General features: G+C 34.7%; 30 protein-coding genes and 1 pseudogene. 5 read left to right on the top strand and 26 right to left on the bottom strand.

The genetic code is table 11. From position 1 onward, the window contains the following. Nucleotides 1–51: 51 nt before the first annotated feature. Nucleotides 52–1395: a carbohydrate ABC transporter permease gene (locus IGL90_RS05685; protein WP_002357775.1), complete on the top strand. Its 1344-nt coding sequence runs from the start codon at nucleotides 52–54 to the stop codon at nucleotides 1393–1395. A gap of 3 nt (nucleotides 1396–1398) precedes the next feature. Continuing rightward, nucleotides 1399–2262, top strand: coding sequence for a sugar ABC transporter permease (locus IGL90_RS05680; protein WP_002360454.1), 864 nt, complete (start codon nucleotides 1399–1401; stop codon nucleotides 2260–2262). 37 nt (nucleotides 2263–2299) lie between these two features. On the opposite strand, the gene IGL90_RS05675 is transcribed toward IGL90_RS05680, so the two are convergent. Then, nucleotides 2300–2809, bottom strand: coding sequence for a MarR family winged helix-turn-helix transcriptional regulator (locus IGL90_RS05675; RefSeq protein ID WP_002365578.1), 510 nt, complete (start codon nucleotides 2807–2809; stop codon nucleotides 2300–2302). Between the two features lie 124 nt (nucleotides 2810–2933). On the opposite strand from IGL90_RS05675, the gene IGL90_RS05670 reads away from it, so the two are divergent. The 3 genes from IGL90_RS05670 (at nucleotide 2934) to IGL90_RS05660 (ending at nucleotide 6550) form a co-directional block, all read left to right on the top strand. After that, complete coding sequence (locus IGL90_RS05670) at nucleotides 2934–5273, top strand: ATP-binding cassette domain-containing protein (protein WP_048737000.1); 2340 nt, start codon at nucleotides 2934–2936, stop codon at nucleotides 5271–5273. A 118-nt stretch (nucleotides 5274–5391) separates the two neighbouring features. Beyond that, the gene (gene camE / locus IGL90_RS05665; protein ID WP_065420462.1) at nucleotides 5392–5892 is read left to right on the top strand and encodes a plasmid sex pheromone cAM373 precursor; all 501 of its coding nucleotides are present in this window, start codon (nucleotides 5392–5394) and stop codon (nucleotides 5890–5892) included. Between the two features lie 196 nt (nucleotides 5893–6088). After that, entirely contained in the window at nucleotides 6089–6550 is a 462-nt protein-coding gene (locus IGL90_RS05660; RefSeq protein WP_048737004.1) for a hypothetical protein, read from the top strand. A 42-nt stretch (nucleotides 6551–6592) separates the two neighbouring features. Here IGL90_RS05660 and trxB read toward each other — a convergent pair whose 3' ends face one another. The 25 genes and pseudogenes from trxB to IGL90_RS05535 all read right to left on the bottom strand — a co-directional run. After that, nucleotides 6593–7507: a thioredoxin-disulfide reductase gene (gene trxB, locus IGL90_RS05655; protein ID WP_048737006.1), complete on the bottom strand. Its 915-nt coding sequence runs from the start codon at nucleotides 7505–7507 to the stop codon at nucleotides 6593–6595. A gap of 442 nt (nucleotides 7508–7949) precedes the next feature. Further along, nucleotides 7950–8771, bottom strand: a complete 822-nt coding sequence (locus tag IGL90_RS05650; protein ID WP_048737008.1) for a hypothetical protein — start codon at nucleotides 8769–8771, stop codon at nucleotides 7950–7952. Between the two features lie 27 nt (nucleotides 8772–8798). Beyond that, a complete protein-coding gene (locus IGL90_RS05645) occupies nucleotides 8799–9053 on the bottom strand; it encodes a hypothetical protein (protein WP_239660067.1) in 255 nt (84 codons plus the stop codon). Between the two features lie 30 nt (nucleotides 9054–9083). Then, nucleotides 9084–9278: a hypothetical protein gene (locus IGL90_RS05640; protein WP_239660068.1), complete on the bottom strand. Its 195-nt coding sequence runs from the start codon at nucleotides 9276–9278 to the stop codon at nucleotides 9084–9086. 327 nt (nucleotides 9279–9605) lie between these two features. Then, complete coding sequence (locus IGL90_RS05635; RefSeq protein WP_239660069.1) at nucleotides 9606–10217, bottom strand: hypothetical protein; 612 nt, start codon at nucleotides 10215–10217, stop codon at nucleotides 9606–9608. A 25-nt stretch (nucleotides 10218–10242) separates the two neighbouring features. Next, nucleotides 10243–10692, bottom strand: a complete 450-nt coding sequence (locus tag IGL90_RS05630) for a hypothetical protein (protein WP_231434690.1) — start codon at nucleotides 10690–10692, stop codon at nucleotides 10243–10245. A gap of 103 nt (nucleotides 10693–10795) precedes the next feature. Continuing rightward, on the bottom strand, nucleotides 10796–11557 hold the full coding sequence (locus tag IGL90_RS05625; protein WP_225620857.1) for a hypothetical protein: 762 nt from the start codon (nucleotides 11555–11557) through the stop codon (nucleotides 10796–10798). 98 nt (nucleotides 11558–11655) lie between these two features. Next, the gene (locus IGL90_RS05620) at nucleotides 11656–13176 is read right to left on the bottom strand and encodes an LXG domain-containing protein (protein ID WP_239660070.1); all 1521 of its coding nucleotides are present in this window, start codon (nucleotides 13174–13176) and stop codon (nucleotides 11656–11658) included. After that, nucleotides 13167–13523, bottom strand: coding sequence for a hypothetical protein (locus tag IGL90_RS05615; RefSeq protein ID WP_002394401.1), 357 nt, complete (start codon nucleotides 13521–13523; stop codon nucleotides 13167–13169). The genes IGL90_RS05620 and IGL90_RS05615 overlap by 10 nt, the downstream gene beginning before the upstream one ends. Before the next feature lie 12 nt (nucleotides 13524–13535). Then, nucleotides 13536–13790 (bottom strand): hypothetical protein, encoded by a 255-nt coding sequence (locus tag IGL90_RS05610; protein ID WP_002394400.1) that lies wholly within the window; start codon nucleotides 13788–13790, stop codon nucleotides 13536–13538. Then, nucleotides 13791–14201, bottom strand: a complete 411-nt coding sequence (locus IGL90_RS05605) for a DUF4176 domain-containing protein (RefSeq protein WP_016617253.1) — start codon at nucleotides 14199–14201, stop codon at nucleotides 13791–13793. Continuing rightward, a complete protein-coding gene (locus IGL90_RS05600) occupies nucleotides 14198–15325 on the bottom strand; it encodes a hypothetical protein (RefSeq protein WP_048737011.1) in 1128 nt (375 codons plus the stop codon). Before IGL90_RS05600 ends, IGL90_RS05605 begins: the two co-directional genes overlap by 4 nt. 359 nt (nucleotides 15326–15684) lie before the next feature. Continuing rightward, nucleotides 15685–15843, bottom strand: a complete 159-nt coding sequence (locus IGL90_RS05595) for a hypothetical protein (protein ID WP_161796734.1) — start codon at nucleotides 15841–15843, stop codon at nucleotides 15685–15687. 201 nt (nucleotides 15844–16044) lie between these two features. Then, entirely contained in the window at nucleotides 16045–16176 is a 132-nt protein-coding gene (locus tag IGL90_RS05590) for a hypothetical protein (protein WP_258080186.1), read from the bottom strand. A 39-nt stretch (nucleotides 16177–16215) separates the two neighbouring features. After that, the gene (locus IGL90_RS05585) at nucleotides 16216–16431 is read right to left on the bottom strand and encodes a hypothetical protein (RefSeq protein WP_048737014.1); all 216 of its coding nucleotides are present in this window, start codon (nucleotides 16429–16431) and stop codon (nucleotides 16216–16218) included. A gap of 51 nt (nucleotides 16432–16482) precedes the next feature. Next, nucleotides 16483–16743 carry an enhanced serine sensitivity protein SseB C-terminal domain-containing protein gene (locus IGL90_RS05580; RefSeq protein ID WP_048737017.1) on the bottom strand — a complete coding sequence of 87 codons (261 nt, stop codon included), beginning with the start codon at nucleotides 16741–16743 and terminating at the stop codon, nucleotides 16483–16485. Then, a complete protein-coding gene (locus IGL90_RS05575) occupies nucleotides 16701–17183 on the bottom strand; it encodes an SseB family protein (RefSeq protein WP_048737019.1) in 483 nt (160 codons plus the stop codon). Before IGL90_RS05575 ends, IGL90_RS05580 begins: the two co-directional genes overlap by 43 nt. A gap of 16 nt (nucleotides 17184–17199) precedes the next feature. Continuing rightward, a complete protein-coding gene (locus IGL90_RS05570) occupies nucleotides 17200–17457 on the bottom strand; it encodes a hypothetical protein (RefSeq protein ID WP_048737021.1) in 258 nt (85 codons plus the stop codon). Between the two features lie 12 nt (nucleotides 17458–17469). Continuing rightward, a complete protein-coding gene (locus tag IGL90_RS05565) occupies nucleotides 17470–18054 on the bottom strand; it encodes a hypothetical protein (protein ID WP_239660071.1) in 585 nt (194 codons plus the stop codon). Between the two features lie 355 nt (nucleotides 18055–18409). Further along, the gene (locus IGL90_RS05560) at nucleotides 18410–18937 is read right to left on the bottom strand and encodes a DUF2247 family protein (protein ID WP_202250930.1); all 528 of its coding nucleotides are present in this window, start codon (nucleotides 18935–18937) and stop codon (nucleotides 18410–18412) included. Continuing rightward, entirely contained in the window at nucleotides 18934–20295 is a 1362-nt protein-coding gene (locus IGL90_RS05555; protein ID WP_082153250.1) for a T7SS effector LXG polymorphic toxin, read from the bottom strand. Before IGL90_RS05555 ends, IGL90_RS05560 begins: the two co-directional genes overlap by 4 nt. Next, entirely contained in the window at nucleotides 20286–20648 is a 363-nt protein-coding gene (locus IGL90_RS05550; protein WP_048737022.1) for a hypothetical protein, read from the bottom strand. Before IGL90_RS05550 ends, IGL90_RS05555 begins: the two co-directional genes overlap by 10 nt. Nucleotides 20649–20660: 12 nt before the next feature. Continuing rightward, on the bottom strand, nucleotides 20661–20915 hold the full coding sequence (locus IGL90_RS05545) for a hypothetical protein (protein ID WP_048737024.1): 255 nt from the start codon (nucleotides 20913–20915) through the stop codon (nucleotides 20661–20663). A gap of 11 nt (nucleotides 20916–20926) precedes the next feature. Beyond that, complete coding sequence (locus IGL90_RS05540) at nucleotides 20927–21334, bottom strand: DUF4176 domain-containing protein (RefSeq protein ID WP_033625593.1); 408 nt, start codon at nucleotides 21332–21334, stop codon at nucleotides 20927–20929. Continuing rightward, nucleotides 21331–23541, bottom strand: a pseudogene (locus tag IGL90_RS05535) (FtsK/SpoIIIE domain-containing protein); the annotation flags it as partial. The pseudogene IGL90_RS05535 and the gene IGL90_RS05540, both read right to left, overlap by 4 nt. Nucleotides 23542–23563 lie beyond the last annotated feature (22 nt).

Here is a 23563-nt window from a genome sequence, read left to right as displayed (position 1 = left end):
TGTCCCATTTCCTCTATCTTTTTTATTTAAGTAGAAAGTGAGTGAACGAAGATGTTCAAGAAAAAGAAAGCCCAGACGTCATTTCGAGAGGTCTTTAAAAAAGGCGACTTCGCTACAAAACTATCTTTTTTAGTTATGGGTGCTGCAAACTTCGCCAACAAGCAGTGGTTAAAGGGAATCATCTTTTTAACAGCTGAAATTGGCTTTATCTATTGGTTAATCCGTAATGGTTTCCATGCATTAATGATGCTAGGAACACTAGGGACCCAACAGCAAGGATTAGTATATGATGATTCTTTAGGGATTGAAGTTCTAAAAGAAGGCGATAATTCAATGCTCTTATTATTATTCGGAATTGCAGCAATTTTAGTCTGTTTATCGCTAATCATTTTATATGTAATCAATTTAAAAAGCGCCCGTCACCTATATGAATTAAAGACAGCCGGCAAAAAAATTCCAACAACTATGGATGATTTACGCAGCTTGTTAAACGAACGTTTCCATGCAACTTTAATGACGATCCCCTTACTAGGCGTTCTTTTCTTTACCATCTTGCCGTTGTTATATATGATTTCAATTGCTTTTACCAACTACGACCATAACCATTTACCACCGAAAAACCTTTTTACTTGGGTTGGATTGGCAAATCTAGGTAATGTAATCACAGGCGATATGGCTTCAACGTTCTTTCCAGTACTTGGCTGGACCTTGATTTGGGCTGTTTTCGCAACCGCAACTTGTTTCTTTTTTGGAATCATTTTAGCCTTGCTTATCAATACAAAAGGCTTAAAATATAAAGCGTTTTGGCGGACTATTTTTGTTATCACGATGGCCGTACCTCCGTTTGTTTCACTTTTAATTATGCGAAACCTCTTAAATGGTTCCGGACCTATCAATGCTCTGTTGTTAAACTGGGGCTTAATCGATTCTTCTATCCCCTTCTTAACAGATCCGAATTGGGCAAAATTAACCATTATTGTTGTCAATATGTGGATTGGTATTCCTGCTACGATGTTAATCTCTACAGGGATTATCCAAAATCTTCCTGAAGATCAAATCGAAGCAGCTAGAATTGACGGTGCCAATAAATGGCAAATTTTTAAAAGTATTACATTTCCACAAATTCTATTTGTGATGACCCCGGCGCTGATTCAACAGTTTATTGGCAACATCAATAACTTCAATGTCATTTATCTATTAACAGGCGGTGGGCCAGCCAATTCTAACTTCTACGGTGCAGGCTCAACTGACCTTTTAGTTACCTGGCTATACAAATTGACTGTCGATACAATGGATTACAATTTAGCCTCTGTGATTGGTATTTTAATCTTCATTCTCTCCGCAGTCTTCAGTTTAATTGCCTATACACGGACGAATTCATTTAAGGAGGCGTAACTTATGGCTAAAGCAAAAAGTTACCAGAAAAAACAACGCACTGCACTTACCAGCGTTTACATCATTCTAACCATTTTAGCAGTTTTTTGGATGTTCCCCATTGTGTGGATTATCTTAACAAGTTTTCGTGGCGAAGGCGGTGCATTTGTTCCCTATATCATTCCCAAAACATTCACTTTAGAAAATTATAAAGTATTATTAACAAATCAGACTGGCAACTTCCCCTTTGTCCGTTGGTTTTTGAACACCTTGTTCGTCTCCATCGCAAGCTGTCTGTTATCAACTTTTATTACAATCGCAATGGCTTATGCGCTGTCACGGTTGCGTTTCCGCTTAAGAAAACCATTTTTAAAAGTGGCGCTCGTTTTAAATATGTTCCCTGGTTTTATGAGCATGATTGCCGTTTACTATATTTTAAAAGCCTTAAATTTAACTGAAAGTTTATTCGCTTTAATTCTGGTTTACTCTGCAGGCTCGGCGCTAGGTTTTTACATCGCCAAAGGTTTCTTCGATACCATTCCGATGGCTTTAGACGAATCGGCTATGATTGACGGTGCCAACAAGTGGCAAATTTTCACAAAAATTACGTTGCCATTGTCGAAACCAATTATTGTCTATACTTCTTTAACCGCCTTCATGGGCCCTTGGATGGATTTTATTTTCGCAAAAGTTATTATGGGTGATAAAGTTGAAAATTACACCGTTGCGATTGGTCTCTTTTCGATGATGACCAAATCAACAGCCAATTCACTATTCATGGCTTTTACAGCAGGATGTGTGCTGATTGCCATTCCAATTACTATTTTATTTATATTAATGCAACGTTTCTATGTAGAAGGCGTGACTTCTGGCTCTGTCAAAGGCTAGAAAAAACATCGTTTGGTTTATAGCCAAACGATGTTTTTTATTTTTTGGCGTTGTTTTCCTTACACGTTTTTCTTCGTAGCGCTTGATAATTGGACAAAATTTTCATGACCGCCAAAAAGTGTTGATTGACCTCTTGATAATCCTCTAAGGAAAGAACACTAAGCGTTTCAGATAGTTGCTGTTTTACTTGATTTTCTTTTTGCTTAAAGAGCTTCTCGCCTTCTTTTGTCGTATAAACATTAACCACGCGGCGATTTTCTTGATTATGGCGACGTTGAACAATCGCTCGTTCTTCTAACCCCGCAATAGAGCGACTCACTTGAACTTTCGACGTTCCTACTTGGTTGGCTAACTCCGTCATACTAATTCCTTCATTTGTTGCCACAATTAATAAAATTAACATGTCTAACTTGGTTAATTTTAGATCCTCCAAGTCTAGGTCTTTAAAAAGCAATTGGCTCATATATGAAAAAATTTCAGTAAAGACACTAATATCTAAATTTGATGAATGCTTCTCTTTATCCATATGTTCTCCCTCGTTTCCCACCTAGTGTATACTAAATTCACTTGATTATCAAATGGTAATGATTGATTTTTGTTAACTATTATGTTACGTTATACACTAACTTAAGGTTGTATTGTTGATAAATTGGAAGAAGGATGCGAAAAATATGCTAGAACTCAAAGAGATAAAAAAATATTATACTGTCGGCGGAACGACCACTAAAGCTTTAGATGGCGTCTCTGTCGCTTTTCGAAAACAAGAATTTGTAGCCATTCTGGGTCCCAGCGGCTCTGGTAAAACGACGATGTTGAATGTGATTGGCGGATTGGACAATTACGATTCTGGTGACTTAATCATTAACGGCAAATCAACAAAAAATTTTAAAGAAGCCGACTGGGATGCTTATCGGAATAACTCAATTGGTTTTATTTTTCAAAGTTACAACTTAATTAGTCATCAAGGGATTTTGGATAATGTCGAGCTTGGTATGACACTGAGTGGTATTTCAAAAGCAGAAAGACGCCAAAAAGCCGAAGATGCACTCATCCGTGTCGGTTTGAAGGACCATATCCATAAAAAACCTTCCCAATTATCTGGCGGTCAAATGCAACGGGTTGCCATTGCTCGCGCTTTAGCTAATGATCCCGATATTTTACTTTGCGATGAACCAACTGGTGCATTGGATTCAGAAACCAGTCTGCAAATTATGGCACTTATCCAAGAACTTTCGAAAGAAAAATTAGTTATTATGGTGACCCACAATCCTGAATTAGCTCACGAATACGCTGATCGAATTATTGAATTTTCAGATGGCCAAATTCGTCATGACTCGCGTCCTCATATTGAACATGAAAAAAAAGAACCTTTCGAATTGAAACGCACCAAAATGAAATTCACGACTGCGTTGCGTTTGTCTTTTAATAATATCCGCACTAAAAAAGGGCGAACTTTTTTAACCGCCTTTGCTTCAAGTATCGGAATTATCAGTATCGCGATTGTCCTTTCTCTTTCAACAGGATTCCAGAAACAAATTGATAAAACTCAGTCGGAAACGTTAGCGCAATTTCCGATTACCATTTCTAAAATAGCGACAGATCAAGATCCAGAAAGTTTCAATAATCAGGACAAAAAAGGCACCTTCCCGAAAGAAAAAGAAGTGACTGCTAAAATTAGCGATGCGGACCGTGCGCAACACACGAATTTAATTGATCAAAAGTTTATTGACTATGTCAATCACATTGATCCTGAATTAAGTAATAATATCGGCTATACTCGTCTAGTCAATATGAACTTATTAAGAGAAATCAACGGGAAAGCACAAGCTGTCAAATTTTCAAACGATGCACCCGACGGCCAATCAAACGCGATGGCTTCTATGATGGCTGCCCAAACTGGCGTCGGCGTTTCTGCTTTTCCTAAACAACTAGAAAATGGAAAAAACAATTTCTTAAAAGACAATTACTCGTTGCTTGAAGGAAATTATCCAGAAAAAGAAACCGATGTCGTTTTAATCGTCGATAGTAACAATACCACCAATATTAATGCTTTAAAAAATCTTGGCTTTGACGTGAAAGATAATCAAAAGATTGCCTTTTCAGACATTGTCGGCACAAAAATGAAGTTAGCCAATAATAATGCATTTTACACCAAATTACCGACAGGCAACTTCATTCCTAACCAAGATTTGCAAGCTGTTTACGATAACCCAGAAAATACTGAATTAACAATTTCAGGGATTTTGCGAATTAAAGATTCTTCAACAATGAATCTATTAGCACCTGGAATCGCTTATAGCGATGAACTTTCAACTAATATGATTGCCAAAAATAAAACCTCTGATATTGTTAAAGCGCAAGAAGCCAGCAACACTAACGTTATGACTAACGAAACATTAGATGCTTCCGCGAAAGAAAACCTGTTGTCTTATTTAGGAGCGAATGAAATCCCTTCAAGTATTATGATTTATCCAAACGATTTCAAATCAAAAGATAAAATTCTTGATTATTTAGATGCTTATAACAAAGGAAAAGATAAAAAAGACCAAATCATCTATTCTGATTTAGCTGGAACAATGACCCGCTTAACAGGTGGTTTAATGGATGCCATCACCTATGTGCTGATTGCATTTGCTGGGATTTCCCTTGTTACAAGTATGATTATGATTGGGATTATCACCTATACTTCTGTCATTGAGCGGACCAAAGAAATCGGTATCCTGAAAGCGTTAGGAGCTCGTAAAAAAGATATTACCCGGGTGTTTGATGCCGAAACTGCTATTTTAGGCGTTGCCTCTGGTATTCTTGGTGTTGTGATTGCCTTTCTCGCAACATTTCCGATCAATGCAGTGCTCTATAACCTGACTGATTTAGAAAATGTTGCCACCTTAAATCCAATTCACGGGATTATTTTGATTGTAATTAGCACAATCTTAACCATGATTGGTGGCCATATTCCTGCCCGAATGGCAGCGAAAAAAGATGCGGCAGTTGCTTTACGTGCAGAATAAATAACAAAAAATAATCCTTTAATTTCTCTTAAAGGATTATTTTTTGTTTGTAATTTTTATAAAACCTCCGTATACTAAATGATTGTGAATACTTAATAAAAGGAAACGAGGTAATTTCATGTTAAAAAAACCATTTTTACTATTTTTTTCACTTTTAGGAGCTATTTTTATTTTAGCTAGTTGTGGCATAGGAAAAGATGCTGTCACAGATACTAAGTACAAAGTTAGTTTGCAGCAAGCTGCTGAAATCTACGAAAAAGAAGCTGGCAACAGCAAACCATTAGTAAATGTCCAATTTGATACAAAACCAGAAAGTGACTACAGCTATATCTTTACCAACGATACAGAAACACTTTACGTGAATCCTGAAACAGGAAAAGTCACCAAAAATACTGAAGCAAATCAATTTGGCGAAAACGAGACAGCCTTTTCAGCTGCTGAAGTCAAAGAATTAGGCGCTGTTAACGACGTTTTAGCCAAAGCAAAAAAAGAAGTTGGAGGACTTTCTCCACGTATTTTGACTTGGAAGTTAACCAAAAATAACAATAAACTTGTTTATACAGTAGATGTTAAAACAACTACGGCAGATGAAAAAATTACCTTAGATGCCAATAAATAAGCACAAGCGTATAACTTATCACGAAATAACCAAATCTTAAAATACTCTTTGGGACAGAACCTACGCATTCGGAAACCTTAACATTTTCCGAAGCCGATCGTTCTGTCCCAATTTCATTCTTTTAAGTAATAATAATTGTTCGTTACCCCTGCTACCGTTATACTTAGTTTAAAAGAAAAGATGGGAGTATCAATTCATGGTTTATACAGTTGATTTTAAAGAAGTAGCCACTATTGGTTTAGAAAGTTCACCAGTGGCACCTGCCCTTGCTGGACTAAGAGCGAATGAAGCTCGCTATTTTTGGAATAAATACAAACATCGCTTTACGACCGTCTCTGCTTCTGAAGCTCCAGAAACATTGGCCTGGATTGAAAAAATTTTATTGGAACGAGCGTTACATTTCCCTTACAAGCCACTTGAAATTTCTTCTTTCACTTTAGATGGCATAAAAATGGCCTATGTATTTTATGAAAACGGCTTAGCAGTTAACGTGATGTACACATTAGCTGAGGAAGGCAAACGCGCCGTTGGGTTTAAACTTTCAGATGGTATGGCAATCCCTGCAGAATTTGAAGGAAAATTCAAATTTGCTCGTCAAAAATCAAAATTAGCTGGAACCATTCGTGGCTCTTATTTTGTCATTAAAGGAACCTATTAAAAAAATGCTTTTGCCCTTATTATTAAAGGCAAAAGCATTTTTTTATTTTAATTCTTCAATATAGTTAAATACTTGTTGTCCAGCAATACCGCCTTCACCGACCGCTGTCGTGATTTGACGCAATGTTTTTTCACGGACATCACCAATGGCATAAACACCAGGAATTTTTGTTCTCATTCCTTGGTCTGTTTCAATCCAACCAGCTTCATTCGTAATACCAGCTTTTTTAAATGGTTCTGTTAATGGATCTAGCCCCACGTAAATGAACACGCCGTTTGCTTCAATTTCAGAAACTTCATCTGTTTTGACATTCCGTGCTTTCACACCTGTCACGACCATTTCATTGCCAACAATTTCTTCGACAACTGTATCCCAAACAAAGGAAATCTTTTCATTTGCAAAGGCACGATCTTGAATGATTTTTTGCGCACGCAATTCATCACGACGGTGAACAATCACTACTTCAGAAGCAAATTGTGTTAAATAGATTGCTTCTTCAACTGCAGAATCGCCGCCACCAACAACTACTAAGCGTTTATTTTTAAAGAAGGCGCCGTCACAAACGGCACAATAAGAAACACCACGGCCAGCAAATTCTTCTTCGCCTTTTACACCCAATTTTCGGTGTTCACAGCCTGTTGCAATAATTACCGCTTTAGCTTCATAAGATTTGTCATCACAAATCACTTCTTTATAGGATCCGTGGTCTTCAATACCCATCACAATGCCATACGCATTTTCCGTACCAAATTTTTCTACATTTTCATACATTTTATAGGCCAATTCTGGACCCATAATAGAATCAAAGCCTGGGTAATTCTCTACCTCAGCAGTGTTGTTCATTTGCCCACCAGGCGCACCGCGTTCAATCATCAATACAGAAAGATTAGACCGTGATGCATAAAGTGCTGCCGTCATCCCAGCAGGACCGGCACCAATGATAATTACATCATACATTTTATTTCCCCCAAAATTTTAAGTAAGTTTACTTTACTCCTTAAACAATTTCTTGTCTACTTTTCTGCCCTTTTTTGACATTCGGAGTAGGTGTGTCTATTACGTAAGTTATTGTACCACGGTTTTGTGTTTTCTAGGAGGGGTAATGAAGATTAATTTAGCTATTGTATTTAAACCAGAATTCTTCAATTTTTTCTTTGAATGCTATCGTTGGATAATTCCCTCTTAAATCAAAAGTGTGTCTATCACCATCACTAAATTTTATTTGATAATTATAAATAACCTCACTTTCCATTTGTCTGAAAAGTCCTACATCAATGAGGTAATTTTGCAAATAAGTTAGCCATTCCGCCTCCTTGTGCCCAATAATTCATCGTTCCAGCAACAGCCCCAACAGGTACGCTATTTTAAGATTTCATTCGTTTTCATTCCCTCTTTCCTTTTATCCTTCGTACCATTCCTTTTTTGAAAATCCATAATCAAGGCGAAATTCCTCTGAATATTTTTTTAACAACATTGACGAAATAAAATTTGGATAAAACATTCGGATAGGTAAAATAATTAATATCAAAAAACATAGACTCCCAACGATTAATTGCCCTAATGCAATTATTGCATTGATTGCATTAGATTCATTACTTTCTATCCAGAATTTATTCATTCTATAAAATTGCATAACTCCTATTATTACAATAATTCCATACGAAGTAGTCTTTTCGATGACTTTACCCACTTTAGGAACCTTTATATCTTTTACAAACAAAGAAAGCTCTTGTTTTATTCTATATTTCATATAGTTATATATTATTAATAATATATAATAACACCCTGCTATATAAAATACAGTTTGTACTAACATCTGTAAATAAAACTCACTAGTCATTTTTCCAGAATAAGTTAATAACAACAACCAAATGCTACAACATACTATAAAAGAAGCAATACTAAAAACGATTGAACAGCATGAATAATATCTAATTAAATAACTTTTTGAGAAGCTTTTAAAATTTAATCTAAAAAAGTAGATTATAGTAATTAACACAATACTAGTTTCTATTAACGCAAACACAGGATTAAATAAATCTTTACTTAAAAAACTTGTAAACATTGCTATCTCTAGCAATATAACAATAATGAAAATACAGTATTTAACAACAATCAATCTTTTGCTAAATACTTGTTTTACATTAATCCCTTGTTTTGCTTTTTCGTAACTAATATTATTTATTTCATTTTCATATCTTTTAACAAAAAATTCATTCATTTTATTTCTCCAATAATTTTTATAATTTCAATCATTATTATAGTTTATATCTGGATTAAAACTTTTACTACCACTTCCTGGTTGCAGATCATGTCTGTAATTTTTGTCTGTTGTTCGAGCCGTTGGATTACCATAACTTTCATATTGCTTATCTAACCAGCTACGTTTTTCAGCATTAAAATTCCAACCAAAAGTTTCTCTCCCTCCAAGTACTAATTTAGGCAAGTTATTAATTATTTTATATTTGCTATAGAAATAAACTGTATTGAGTGTCCCAGCCAAAGCTCCAACAGGTCCCCCATATTGTGCTCCTTATAGTGGTCCGGCATTCCATAAGAATAAGTTTATTCCTCCATAAATGGCCTTACTTTCATCTCCGTAGGCCGGACTTTTGGGATTGGTGTATTCTTCATAGGCATAGGAAAGGAAGGTTAAACCATCTCCTATATATAATAGTCCTTCTTTCAGTACGAGATGTGCTTTTAAAAAATCAGAAATAGCTTGCATTTTTTTGAACTCTTTGAGGCTTATTTTAGATCTTACAGTAATTCTTTATTCTAGCGAAATTTTTGAAAAGATATCTGTGAAATACCACATTTAGTTGTTTATATTATATAAACGAGGTCAGGTTCAAACTTGACCTCTTTTGTTCTAACTATCTTCACCATACCATTCTTGCTTTGTAAAGCCATATTCTTGACGGAATTCCTCGGAAAATTTTTTCAAAACAATTCCTTCAACAAATATTTTTTTATTAAATATCATAGTTGGAAGTAGAGAAAAAACAAGAACAATGAGAAAAATAATGGCAATTATTATTAAAAATATCGCTGTTCATAGCCATTTATTTTCTATAACCAATAAACCAGTTTCATTTGTACTTTGACTCAACCAAGATTTATTTAATCGATAAAACTGTATTCCTGTCACAATTAGTACAATCATCAATGTAGATAATTTTAATATCAGACTATTAAAAAAAATTGTCTTTTTGGAAATTTCAACATTAATATTTTTTTGTCTTAGATACTCCAAAACCATGATTTTGCATCTCAAAAAACTAAGTATCCCTACAATAATTAAATAACATACAGAAATAAGTATATAAAAAGAGCCAAACAGAGGTTTTCCGTCTGATTGTATTCCTAGAATTATACTTAATGTCCAGCTTTGTACTAACAAATATATTGTAAAACTATCACTAGCTTGAATTAAGAACTGATATTTAACGTGACATAAACTATTTAAACTGTAACTACCACAAATTATTATTATTAAAATCAAAGTAGTCCATACAGAGTTATTTACTGTCAATAAAGATAAAAAAATACTAAATAGTCCTAAACAAAGTATTTTATATTTTTGCGTTTTGTATAATTGAGTACTAGTAGTTTCTATTAAATTCTTTGCATCATCAAAAGATATTTTATTTAAGATTTTATTCATATTATCCCTCTACATTCTATTAGTTTTAATCATTTGGATTAAAATTAGGTGTTCCACTTTGAGGTTTTACACCAGTTTTATACTCTTTGTCTGTTGGAATAGCTTCGTGCTTGCCGTAATTCTCATATTGTTTTCTTAACCACTCTATTTTCCACTTTTCTCTTTCCTTTGAATTTCCAGAAAATCCGACATAGTAATTTTTGGAATGAATAGATACTTTACCGAAAATAGTATTAACTTTGATTTCAGGTGTTGTATAATCAACTCCTTTTATTAGTGTATTAAGCATTCCAAACACAGCTCCAACAGGTTCTCCATATTGAGCTCCTTCTAACGGTCCCATATCCCAAGCAAATGAATTAATTCCTCCATAAATGGCTTTACTTGCATCTCCATACGCAGGACTTTCAGGATTAACATACTCTTCATATGCATAAGCTATAACAGAGATTCCATCACCACCTATTGATAACACTTCACCCAACAGTGGATTTGCCTTGATGCCTCGAGAATCCAATGACCTAGTTGACAAAATGTTCGTCAACTAGGTCATTACTACTGGTATTTTCCAATCGTTATTATTCTCCGTACCATTCCTCTTTACTAAATCCATATTCTTGACGGAATTCTTCAGAGTATTTTTTCATTAATTTTCCTTTTACATAATCTGCTGGCGAAAATAACAAATTAGGCAATAAAGTAAAACCAGCTAGCAATCCTAACAGCACCACCGACCATATTGTGTATTCCAAAATGCTCGGATCACCTGTAGTCAATTTAATATTTCTCATCCATGATTTATTCACTCGATAAATCATTGTAATTGCTATAATGGTTGATAGAAAAACAACTAATCCTTTTGTCAATTTCATATCGAAAAAATGGTTTATTCTAGACGTCGCTTTTTTTCCCACATGGTATTCCCTTTCTAAATAGCTATTTATCTGTATTTTCATAATAAAAAAAGAAATAGTATAAGAAAAAATAATGTAAAAAAGTGGTATTAGATTATATTTATCTCCTCTAACGACCAAAAAAACAATCAAGAAAAAAATGGCTGCTGTTTGCCATATGAAAAAAAGTAGTTTATTATAGTCTAATACTTTAAAAAGAGGACATAACAATGTATACCTGTAAAAAATTATACATAACGCACCAAATAATATAGCTGAAAAAATCCAAAAGTAATTAGTTGCAGGCAAACTTAGAACTATAGCTATAAAACAACTAATAAGTACAGCTCTTACATATCCTCCAGATTTTTCTTTCTTTTCCAGAATTTCTTTAATTTTTTTGATTGGAATTTTATTTTTTACTATTTCAAAACTGATATCATTCATAATTTTACCACCTTGGAAGTCCATTATTAAAATCTTCTATATTTACACGACCATCTTGTTTACCAAGCCAATCCTCTTTTATTTCACTTATATTTCCTTCATTCAAATTTTTTTTTGCGGCTTTCATAGAAAGCATATTGTTCTTCAAGCCACTTATCGGCATCTTCCTGCGTGCCTATTCCCATAATTCCATCCCAACCAATTTTTCCATCTTTACCTAACCATTTAAAAGGAGTTTGAAGTTCTATACCCTGAAAAATAGTATTTAGCATCCCTGCTATTGCTCCAGCAGGACCGCCATACTGAGCTCCTTCTAATGGTCCAACATTCAGAAAGAAAATATTTAAACCTCCATAAATAGCTTTACTTGCATCTCCATACGCAGGACTTTTAGGATCAGTATATTCTTCATACGCATAGGAAGCAACAGATACTACATCTCCACCCACAGATACTCCCTCTTTTAGAACTGGATGTGCTTTTAAAAAATCAGAAACAGCTTTCAATTTTTTAAACTCAGCTAAACCTACTTTGGAACCTGCAATGATTCGTGAACCTAATGAGCTTTTTGACAAAACACCCGTCAAGTGGCTCATTGGTGCTAAAACTTCCCAACCCTTTTCACTTAATTTAATTAATACCCCATATAATTGAGCTTGTTTATCTAGCGGCAACTTTTCTGCTAAAATAGCCAGCTCCGAACTTCTTAAAACCTTCAGCGCTTTTTCTTTAGGCCAATCATTCACATTTTCTTGAAAAATAAATATTTCTAATGCTGCCATTTTCAGTTTCTCTGGTACTTTATCTGAATCCAAGGCAGTAATAATATAGTTAAACAATCGTTTATCTTTTTTGACTTTTTCGATAGCTGCCGCTGGATTCTTCTTAAATAAGTCATTAATCATTTTTGCCATATTTTGTTGATTTTTCTTTGCTTCTTCTAAACTTTCAATCCCTTGAATTTTTGTAAACCATTCTTTACTCGTTCCTTCTGGCAATGTATAACTACCATCCGCATGAATTGTTGTTCCATTCAACACCATTATGCCTTGCATAGCCAGTTTAAATTCAGCTAAACTTTCTTGAAACAGCCCACTTATTTTGCCATTAAATTCTCTTAGCTTATTCAACTTTTTTTCAATCCGTTGAATATCCTTTTGACAGTCTTGCGCTCGCCTCGCGAAATCTCGCTGCATCCCTCTTATCATTTCTGATAGTAAGGGCTCTGGCAATGCATTGGCAATCATGTTGGCTGTACGTTCAGCGTTCTCCAAAGCTGTCTTTGAACTTTTACATAATGTTAATTGTTCATTTAAGTTGTCTTCTTCCAAATAACCTTCACTGGCAATAAAACTGTCCGCTGAAGAAAACGCATTCAAATCTCTTTGAACATTATCTACTGCACTCGAAACACGTTTGATTGTTGGAATCACTAACTCTGAAAATAACCCTTTCCCTGCGGTATACGCTGCTCCTGCTAATGTCTGGCCATCGATTGCTGCGATTAATTGCTGACTACCAGAGTTTAGATTACTGACTGCTGTCCGAGCAATAGAGAGATTCGTTGCTAATGAACTTTTGATGGCATCGCTGTCACTACTTGAATAGATTAATCCCATGGCAATTCATTCCTTTCTTTTTGATATTCAAGACGTTCTTCGTTTAATTGTTCATTTTTTCTGACACATTGTTGATAAAATTCCTGATGAACTTGTTGAAAAGTAGAGGTTTGCTTTTGCTGCTTCTGAAGATAATCTTCTTGTAGCCATCTTGCTTCTTGATTACCATTCTTAGCTAATTCATGATTCAGATTTTCTAACTTACGTATATTTCGCGTTAAATCTCCTTCTAATGTGTCAAATAAGTTTTGAACTTGTCTCTTTACACTAGAAATTGAAGATATTTCTTGCTCTTTTTCAATAATTTTTTGATTGTATTCCGCTCGTAACTGCTCATTATTTTTCATTTTATAATCCTCTTATTTAAATCTTGTCCTGCTATCACGTGCTGCGATGACTGCGGCTAATTTAGGAAACTTACTTGCTTGATTATTTACACATTCCACCATCTTTGATACGTTAGCTACAAGCTGATTACTGACTTGCGCACCTTTTTTCATACCAGAAAGATTACTCTTTCCTAATTGACATTTAGCGCCTCCACTCACCGATACATTACTAATCCCAGAAACCGCCGCTTGTGCGGCTCCTTGATTTGAGGCAATCTTTCCCATCTAGTCCTCTCCTCCTTTTCTAAAATAATAAAATGGGTCTCCATTTGTTTCCATTTCCGTTTTTTCTAGTTCACTACTTTTTTCAACCTCCGGTTCAGAATCCTTTGGAAACGATTCTGCACTCCCGTTCATTTGTGAAAGTAAATTTTCCAAAAACTCTTCATCCGTTTTATCAGAAAAACCTTCAAACAAAACCTCTATAATTTGCTCTACTTCAATTGAAAAGACTTCTTGTGTTGGTATATCCCCAAAAGGATGTGGTGCAACTTTATAACGAGAAACAATTTCTCCGTTACCATTTTTGGCAATCGCTCGAGCAACAATGAAATAATATAATGTATCATTGGTTGTATCTTTTAACTTCAACACACTCCCCAATGGTAAAAAAGGGGTAGTTAAATCTTCACTCATTTGTTCACCTCCATTGGCACAACAATTTTATCTAATACTTCTTCTTTTAAGCGATGTAACACATTTTTAGGGACAGGAAGATTTTGCTGATCATAAGGAACATTTTCAACAAATGATTGATTTTGCAATGTACCTCCGAAAAGAACTTGTTCTGTATTTTCTTTGATTGTCGAAATAAAACTACTGTAAGTAGATGTAAGCTTTGCTGAAGTATCCAATAAAATTAACTGTAGTTTGCCGATAGGACTATTTGTTATATAAGCCAGACTATCAATATCCAATGATAATTTATCGACCAAGTCTGCCAAGCCATTAATAATCACAATTCGTTGTGTCGTTTCATCAATTAACATTGCTTCTAACGCTTCTTTCAACTCCACGTTCTGTTGTACTACTTGTGTTCGTTGAATATAAAGGGATACTTTTTCAGACCATTCTTCTAAGTTCCCCGCTACATCAATCAAGACAACTTCATAATTGACAGTTAATTCACTGATTTGCTGCATAAACCATGGAAAGATTAGTTGGGATTGTTTAGTAGATTCTGGAAAAATACCTAGCGTTTTTCTTTGGAATAAGGGTAACGTTTCTGGTTCAGCACTTAATTTGTTTAATCCCAAATATAACTGATTCAATTCTTTTTCTGGCACAAATTGTTGGAATTGTTCATGTGATAATTTTTCAGGAACCATTGGAATTCTTTCAGGACGAATTCCCACCCAGTTATGATTCATCGTAGCCACTTTGGCTTCTAAATTTTCTAATAATTCTGCACTATTTTCACCCTCTGCTGGCAAGTAAAATTGAATCGCCGTTGGCGTATCCAACATGACTTGCCCACGTCCGCTGATTGCTTGAGCCATTAAAGCATCTCTACCTAACAAGTTACCTATTTCACTTTCATCATTTAAATAAAGAACGACTTTAGTTGCGATATTACTCATCATATTCATCCGAATACTGCCAGAACGGCTCGCAGTAAAAATTAAGTAAACGCCAAGACTAGCACCATCTCTTAAGAGTTGTAAAAGTAGCTCGTCAATCCCGTCTTTCCGTTGATCTTCTAATGAGTAAGTTCCATTACTATTGACAATTGTTTCATCCAATGCTATAAAACCTTGCATGGCAAGCTCCATCTCATTGAGACTATTGTTAAATAAGCCATTGGTTTGCATAGTAAAATCATTGAGCTTTTGCAATTTCTTTTAGAACTTGTCAATATCTTGATAGATACTATCCGCCTTTTGTTCTTCCAGACCAAAAGAAAGCTGTATTGGGTTCTGTTTTTTAATAAAGGACGTACTTGTTCAATATCAAATATATTTTTAGATACTACGTACAAATCATTTGTAGACTTTTGTCGTCCATTCTTCACCTTTCCAGCATCATCCAAGCCGTCTAGTCTTGATGCAGCTTTGTTCCCATAATATGAACCTAGCATTACATTGCCAACTTCTGTCAATGTTCCCACCCAACCAGCATATTAAAATTTATTGGCTTCTCTTTCTGAAATTTTTTCTCCTGTATAGGGGTTAATTCCTAGGTTTGCTAAGGCGATTGTTTTTTTAGTGATTTTTTCTATACTATCAGTTGGTTTGATTAGCTCAATTTTTTGTTTATCCGAATCAATAACTGTTGGCATATCCTTTTTAATTCAGTAAAGTAACTTTTATCGACATCACTTGGTAATTTGTCTGCTATATCTACCAAGCCAGATAACAATCTGTTGATATTAGTATAAAAAAACTATCATTTGTTATGTATTTCACTTATATATTTAAATAAGTAATTCTAACCATAATTACAGTTAGAATCACTTATCATTTTCTTTGGCTATTTCTTTCTATTCACAATTAGTTTCTTCATCGTTCTTCTTTGCATATTCACTTTTATTATATACCTTCGATACTTTCACTAGCCAATAGACAATTGCTAGAACCATTGCTAATGGAATGATTTTCATAAAAAGTTCCATGAGATTCCTCCTCCCTTTTAAAGTCTAAAACTATGTTTATCATCCAACAAATTGATAAGTTACCATTTTGTCTATGGATGGTTTCCATTCATATTTTACAGCAAGGTTATCTGTAACATATTCTACATCACTAATTGTATCTGTTAATATTCCAAACCTTCCCTGGTATTCTGTTCCTTGTCCAACAGATAAAGCCATTTCGAACTGATCCCTGGTTTGAGAATAGACTGCTTTGGTTGATAATTTTTCGGCCATGGAGATTGCTCTCTCACTAAACTGAAATAATCATCTATATTAGCTTAAGGATTATTTTTCATAAAATGGATTGTATTCTTTAGTAACGTTCCTCCCAAAATCACTGTTTAAAGAAATTATATCAAGTATATCTTCTTTCCCTAGATACTTTTGAACTTTATTGCTTATGCTTACATACGGTAGTATTTGATCTTCATCTTTTGAATCGATTACCAATAAATAGCTTTTTTGAAGATTTTTTCTTACCATTTGCAATAAAAAAGCTTTGTTTATTTTAGTTTCTTTTTTGAAAATTTTTTTACATTTATCCACAAAAAATTCTGGATACTCTCGTGGGATTCCGATTGACACTTGTTCATTTTTCTGATATTTCCACTATTTGATTTTATAAACTCTAAATTACCTCTATTTAAAACTAAATTTTGGCTGTAAGGATTGATTACTATACCAGTAATAGATAAATCTTCTTGAATAATTTTCAAATAATCATATATAGTAAAAACTACAGCGTTACTTTCTTCGCCTAATCGGAGATTTTCCCAGTCTGTAAACGCTGGTATATAATCATTGCCTACAGAATCCTCAATTTTAATAATATTAAGTTTATTTTTAGAATCGAAGTTAACTGGTAGTAACAGTTTTGAATCTTCTAATTTTTCGTAAAAGAATTGCTCATTCTTTTGCGTATAATCTTTTTTAATACGTTCAATTCTAGTTACTAATTCAGGATTTTTGACTTCTTCTTGTTCCATTCTTTCATCTCCTAATTTACGATAATAACCTATCTAATTTTTCTAATTCTGGAATAACAGGGCTAGAAAAATGTGTAGTTTCATCAACAAACTCTCTAATCAAACTGTTAAAATTTATCTTTTCTTTATAAGCTTCACCACTCAACACTGATGAATAAATATTTTCAACAATAGTTCGAATGTTCTTTACTACCCCTGCATAATATTGTTGATTCGGAAATTCCTTATCTAACAATATTAAAATTTTTTTGCATGTCTCTTTTAATTCTTCCATTTCATTTCACTCCTATTTGCTAGGTACTACTCTTATATCTATAATCCATTCTAATGGCCAATCTTGAGGTAACAATATTTGATCCGCGCCTCCTTTTAAAACTGTTCCAGTTTTGTCATTTATTTGAGGAGCCACTTTCCCAATATTAAGTTTTTCACCTTTAGGTATTGTTATTTCCGCTTCATACATTCTAGAATTTTTCCACTCTGGTAAAAGTGCAGTATCCATCTTGGCGTCTATTCTCGAAACGGCTGGCTCTGTTGTTGCAAATCCTCCACCAGCATCTGCATTTCCGCCAAAGGTTCTATAAGTTTTTAATTCATCTACGGATTCGACAGTTCTATAATAATTATCTGTATATGTTTTTTTCAACCCATCTGGTAAATTTGCTTTTTCTATTTCTATAACTTTAGAGTCTATTTTTGTACTATATTCACCATATACTCCATTGGCTTTCTTATAACTTACAGTTCCAGTACTTTTAGGCTTATCTAACACATAAGTTTTTCCGTTTTTACTTCCCCTTAAAGCAGCGTTATCTGTTCCTTTAACCTCGTTAGAAAAAGTCTGCGCATTCTTTACCGACGCAACGCCCATTCCTACCGACCACAAGGAATCCCAAACTCCTGATTCTTGAATACCTTCTATAAAGTCTTGTCCATGAGACAGCAGTCCTAATCCTCTTATTTTTTCGCTTTTGTCAAAATAATTGTATCCTTTTTTCTGCTGATTAATTGACTCGGGCGTTCAATTCCTTTGGCGTCAGTTCTACCACCTCTAAGTGGTATTTTTTTACTAAAGATGCAAGTTTTCCTGATAGTTTTTGCTCATCTAATTGGATTTTTCCATTTTTCACTTATTTCTTTAAAACATCAATTTGCAAAATATACTTCTAACAATAATTAAATTTAGAGCCAGTCGCTTTAATAAATATTGTCTATTACAATTTATACTAAGATAATTTCTTTTTTTCACTTATTAACCATTCTTTATGTTCTAAAATAACTTTAGACAAATGCTCTTCTGTATAAAAGTATTCAGGAGTCATATCATTATTAATTCCCTGATACTGATAAGGCATATCAAATGGAGATTGCAAATCCAGCCAAAACTCACTAATCTCTAATAAAGCATTGATGGTATCCATACATTTAATCTCGTTTAATAGGTTATTAACTAAAATCCATCGCCATTTGTAGTAAGCCTGCAAATCTTCATCAGAATTAGTAATTGAATCCAAAAGGTCATACACTTCCGTTTCATCATATGATAAAGATAAGCTTCCTAATTCCCATAAAAAAGAATTCTCCTCATTTTCATTCTTAGATAGATAATCTAACGTATATGCCATTACATAATCATCATTAATCCTTCCTTGCAGATAGAAATTATCATCTGAATAACCAAATCTACCGATTTTCAGTTCGCTCCAAGAAAAAGAAATAGCATTTTTTTTAAATTCGTCTATATAGTTCATCATTTTATAGGCACTCCGTTCAATTCTATATTTCTTACAAACATTCTATGAGTAACTTTTCCATTTTGGATTATCCATTCAAAACGCCCCATAACACCGTTTTGACTTCCTTGAATTTGATATAGTTTAGCATTCCCTAAATCAGTGACTTTTGCTAATCCAGCATAATTATCAACTATATCAGAGAATCCATGTGCTTTAGGAACATGAGGAAACTCATCTATAATAATTTGAATTTTTTTCGTAGGATGTTTTCCTGTCAATGGGTCAATATCGTAGATATATCCTTTTCCTTTAATTGGCTTAATATCATCTATCTTCAGCCCGCTCCCAGTTCTAGGAGATTTTATAATCGGATTAGAAACCTCCTCTAACACTTTCAAATTAGTTCCACTATCTTTTTTACTAAACGATTTTTGCTTCACATTCCCCACGTCATCAAGTCCGTCCAATCGTGAAGCGGCTTTGTTCCCATAATATGAACCTAGCACTACATTTCCCACGTCTGTTAATGTTCCCGACCATGCGGCATACTTAAATCGATTGGCTTGACTTTCATTTATCTTTTCACCTGTGTAGGGATTGATTCCAAGGTTGGCTAAAGCGATTGTTTTTCTGCTGACTTCTTCTATACTATCAGTTGGTTTGATTAGCTCAATTTTTTGTTTCTCTGAATCAATAACTGTTGAGGTGTCTTTTTTAATTTCCGTGAAATAACTTTTATCGACACCACTTGGTAGTGTATAGGTTCCGTTGCTCTTGACAGTTGTTTCATTCAATACCGTAACACCTTGCATGGCAAGTTCCATCTCGTTGAGGCTATTGTTAAATAAGCCATTGATTTGCATAGCGAAATCATTGAGTTTTTGCAATTTCTTTTGGATTTTGTCAATATCTTGTTGAAGGCTATCTGCCATTTGAATCAAGGTGCGTTGCGTGTCTTTTAACAGGTTATGAATCCCTGGGATTGGCGTGTTATAAGCAATCGTTGCTACTTGTTTAGCTGCTTCATGCAAGGATTTTTGACTGGCTTTCATGATTTTGATTTGTAATTTTAACTTATCTTCATTTAAATAGCCTTCACTGGAGATAAATGCGTTGGCTGCGCCATATTTGGTCAAATCACTTTGAACATGATCAATGGCAGCCGTCATTCGATGAATCGTTGGAATCACTAATTCTGAAAACAAGCCTTTTCCGGCGTTATAAGCCACTCCTGACAACGTATGTCCGTCAATGGCTGCGATTAGTTGTTGACAACCAGCTGTTAATTCACTGGTGGTCGTTCGTGCGACAGATAGATTACTAGCCAGAGCACTCATTAATTCTGAGGAGTCTGCACTAGAATAGATTAATCCCATGATAACGTACTCCTTTCTTTTTGGAGTTGATCACGTTCTTCACGCACTCTTTCTGTCGCCTTAGCATAATTCCGTGTAAATTCTTGATTTTGTTGTTGGAGAAATCCAGTAAGGTATCGTTGTTTACCGGATAATTCATCTTGTGCCCAACGAGCTGGTTTATTGCCTTTACTAATGTCCTCTCCATTCAATCGTTCTAGTTCTCGAAAATTTCTAGTTATCTCATAGTCTAGTGTACCAAATATAGCTTGGATTTTCTTCTGATCATTTGATAAATTATCCATTTGATGTTCTTTTTGAATAATTTTTTGACTATACTCATTGCTTAAACGCTTTTTATTTTCGGTCTCCATTTTTTCAACTCCTTATTTGAAACGTGTCTCACTATCTCTTGCGGCAATCGCCGCTGCTAATTTAGGGAATTTATTGGCTTGAGTATTGACACATTTCACTAGTTTAGACAAGTTATTCAGCATTTTATTATTAACTTTTACGCCTTTTTTCATTCCAGAAATGTTACTTTCTCCTAATGTACACTTTGTATTTTTACTAACGGACACATTTTTAATCCCAGAAACGGCTGCTTGAGCCGCTCCTTGATTTGATGCAACTTTAGTCATTGCTTATTTCCTCACTTTCTAAATTTGTAAAAGGGATCTTTTTTGAGTTTTTCTTTTTCATCGACAATTTCTTCTGATTCATTTGGAGCAACTACTTGAGCAGTTGGCTGAGCAACAGGTATGTCTTTGGCATTCGTCATTTTAGTGATTAAACTTTCGAGAAATTTATTGTCAATTTCATTTGTATATCCTTCGAAAACTACTTCAGAGATTTCATCATGTCTAATTGAAAAAACATTTTCCGTTGGAACATCTCCAAATGGATGCGGCGCTACTTTGTATCTAGAAATAATTTTGCCGTCATTATTTTTAGCAATTGCTCGAGCTACTATAAAAAATAACATTGCTCCGTGGATTCCCTCATTTAAACGAATCACACTACCCAGCGCTAAAAAAGGAGTTGATAATTCTTCACTCATTTTTTGGTCACCTCCGTCGGAATGGTAATAGCTTCTAATACATCATCTTTCAAACTATGCAAGACATTTCTAGAAACTGGCGCATTCTTTTGATCCAATGATAAATTCTCAATAAATAATTGTTTGTTGAGACTACCACCGAAAAGAAGATATTCTATATTTTCTTTAGCTAAGGCTGTCATACCGCCATAAGTTGCACCAACTTTACTTAAGGAATCAACACATAACACTTGCAAGTTTTGCTTACGGTTGTTTAGTAGCATTATTATTGCTTCTGGTTCTAAAGAAAGTTTTTCAACTAAATCAGCAATTCCATTTATAACCACCACTCGCTGCCTTTCTTTTTCTGCCACTATTGCTATTAGGGCTTCTTTAAGTTCAGCGCTTTGCTGTGCCACTTGTGTTCGTTCAATGTAAATTGCGACTTTGTCTATCATCATTTCCAAATTCCCTGCAACATCAATCAAGATAACTTCGTGATCAGCAGACAATTCTTCCAGTTGCTGCATAAACCAGGGCATTAATAACTGGAATTGTTTATTGGATTCGACAAAAATCCCCAATGTTTTTCCTCGGAATAACGGGAATGTTTCTGGTAAAGCACTTAATTTGTTTAATCCCAAATAGAATTGATTGGCTTCTTTTTCTGGGACAAATTGTTGGAATTTTTCAATAGTTAATTCTTCGGGAACCATCGGAATCGGTTCTGGGCGCGTGCCTGTCCAATCTTGATTCATTTTAGTGACTTCTGATTCTAAGTTTTCCAACAGCTCCGCACTAGTCGCTCCTTTTGTTGGCAAATAAAATTGAATCGCAGTTGGTACTTCTAATAGGACCTGCCCGCGACCATTGATGGCTTGGGCAGCTAAGACTTCCCTTCCTAGTAAAGAGTTTAATTCGCTTTCATCGTTTAAATACAATGCCATTTTTGTAGCAATGTTACTCATCATATTCATGCGAATGCTGCCAGATCGACTAGCTGTGAAAATCAAGTAAATTCCTAAACTGGCGCCATCTCTTAAGAGTTGAAGTAATAATTCATCGATGCCGTCTTTGCGTTTGTCTTCCAAACTTAATCCATCGTAGCTATCTAATAAGTTAATAATGATTGGCAATTTGCTTTGCGTTTTGGCTTCATACTGTGCCAAGCTGGCCACACCATTAGTTTTAAAAAGCTTTTTCCGTTGTGCTAGAAGTTGACTAATTTTATCCAACATTTTCTGTAATTTTTCTGCTTCTTCTAAAGTCACAATATCGGCTACATGAGGTAGATCTTTTAGTGGCAATAAGCCGTTATTTCCGAAATCAATTAAATTAAATTGAACTTGTTCAGGGGTATTCTTATGGGCAAGATTGATTGCTATCGTTTGTAAAATCGTCGATTTCCCATATCCTGGACTCGCAAAAATTGCTGTATGACTGGACTTCTCCAAATCATATTCATAGACTTCTTGAGCTTGCTTTGCAGGAATATCAAGTAAGCCTATTGGTACTTTAAGGCTACGATCATTTGATTTTCCAATACTTGGTGTTGCTATTTTTTCTTCAAGATTAGGTAACCACGGTTTATCTGGAATCGTCAGTGTTGATTGTTCAAAAATTTCGCCAATCGTAGTAATAACAGCTTCCAATTGGGTTGGTAAGTCGCTCTTATCTTTTCCTTGAACCACTTCTTCACCTGGATCATAAAGCAATTCAGTTTGACCTAAATCATTGATCCGATATAGCCGTTCATCCACCACTTCTTCCATCACTTGGTCAGGATCGTAAGGAACCCCCGCATAACCACTTTGGAACATTTCATAAACTTCATTTTCCCCAACTTTTAAATACCCCCGACCAGGATTGGTAATTTGAGCTGCATCTGGTGTTTTTAATAATTCATTAGAATCTTGGACACTAGCCATTTTCAAAGCAATTTTGCTGGTACTATTGGCTTCAATTTGATCATTTACCACACCACTTGGTTTTTGTGTCGCCAAAATTAAATGAACACCCAATGAACGGCCAATCCGCGCCACCGAAGTTAGCTCATCTAAAAATTCTGGAACATTCGCTTTTAATTCCGCAAATTCATCAGAAACCAAAATTAAATGAGGCAATGGTTTAGCAGGATAGATAATATCAGGTTTCGGTTCGTGTCGTTGTTTGTATAAACTCATATATCCGTTGATATTATTCACACCATATTTGGCGAATTCTCGTTTATGTAGTTTAAATAAAAAAAAT

This window comes from Enterococcus sp. DIV1307a (assembly GCF_050537425.1).
Lineage (GTDB): Bacteria > Bacillota > Bacilli > Lactobacillales > Enterococcaceae > Enterococcus > Enterococcus faecalis.
This window is presented reverse-complemented; position numbering and strand designations above follow the sequence as displayed.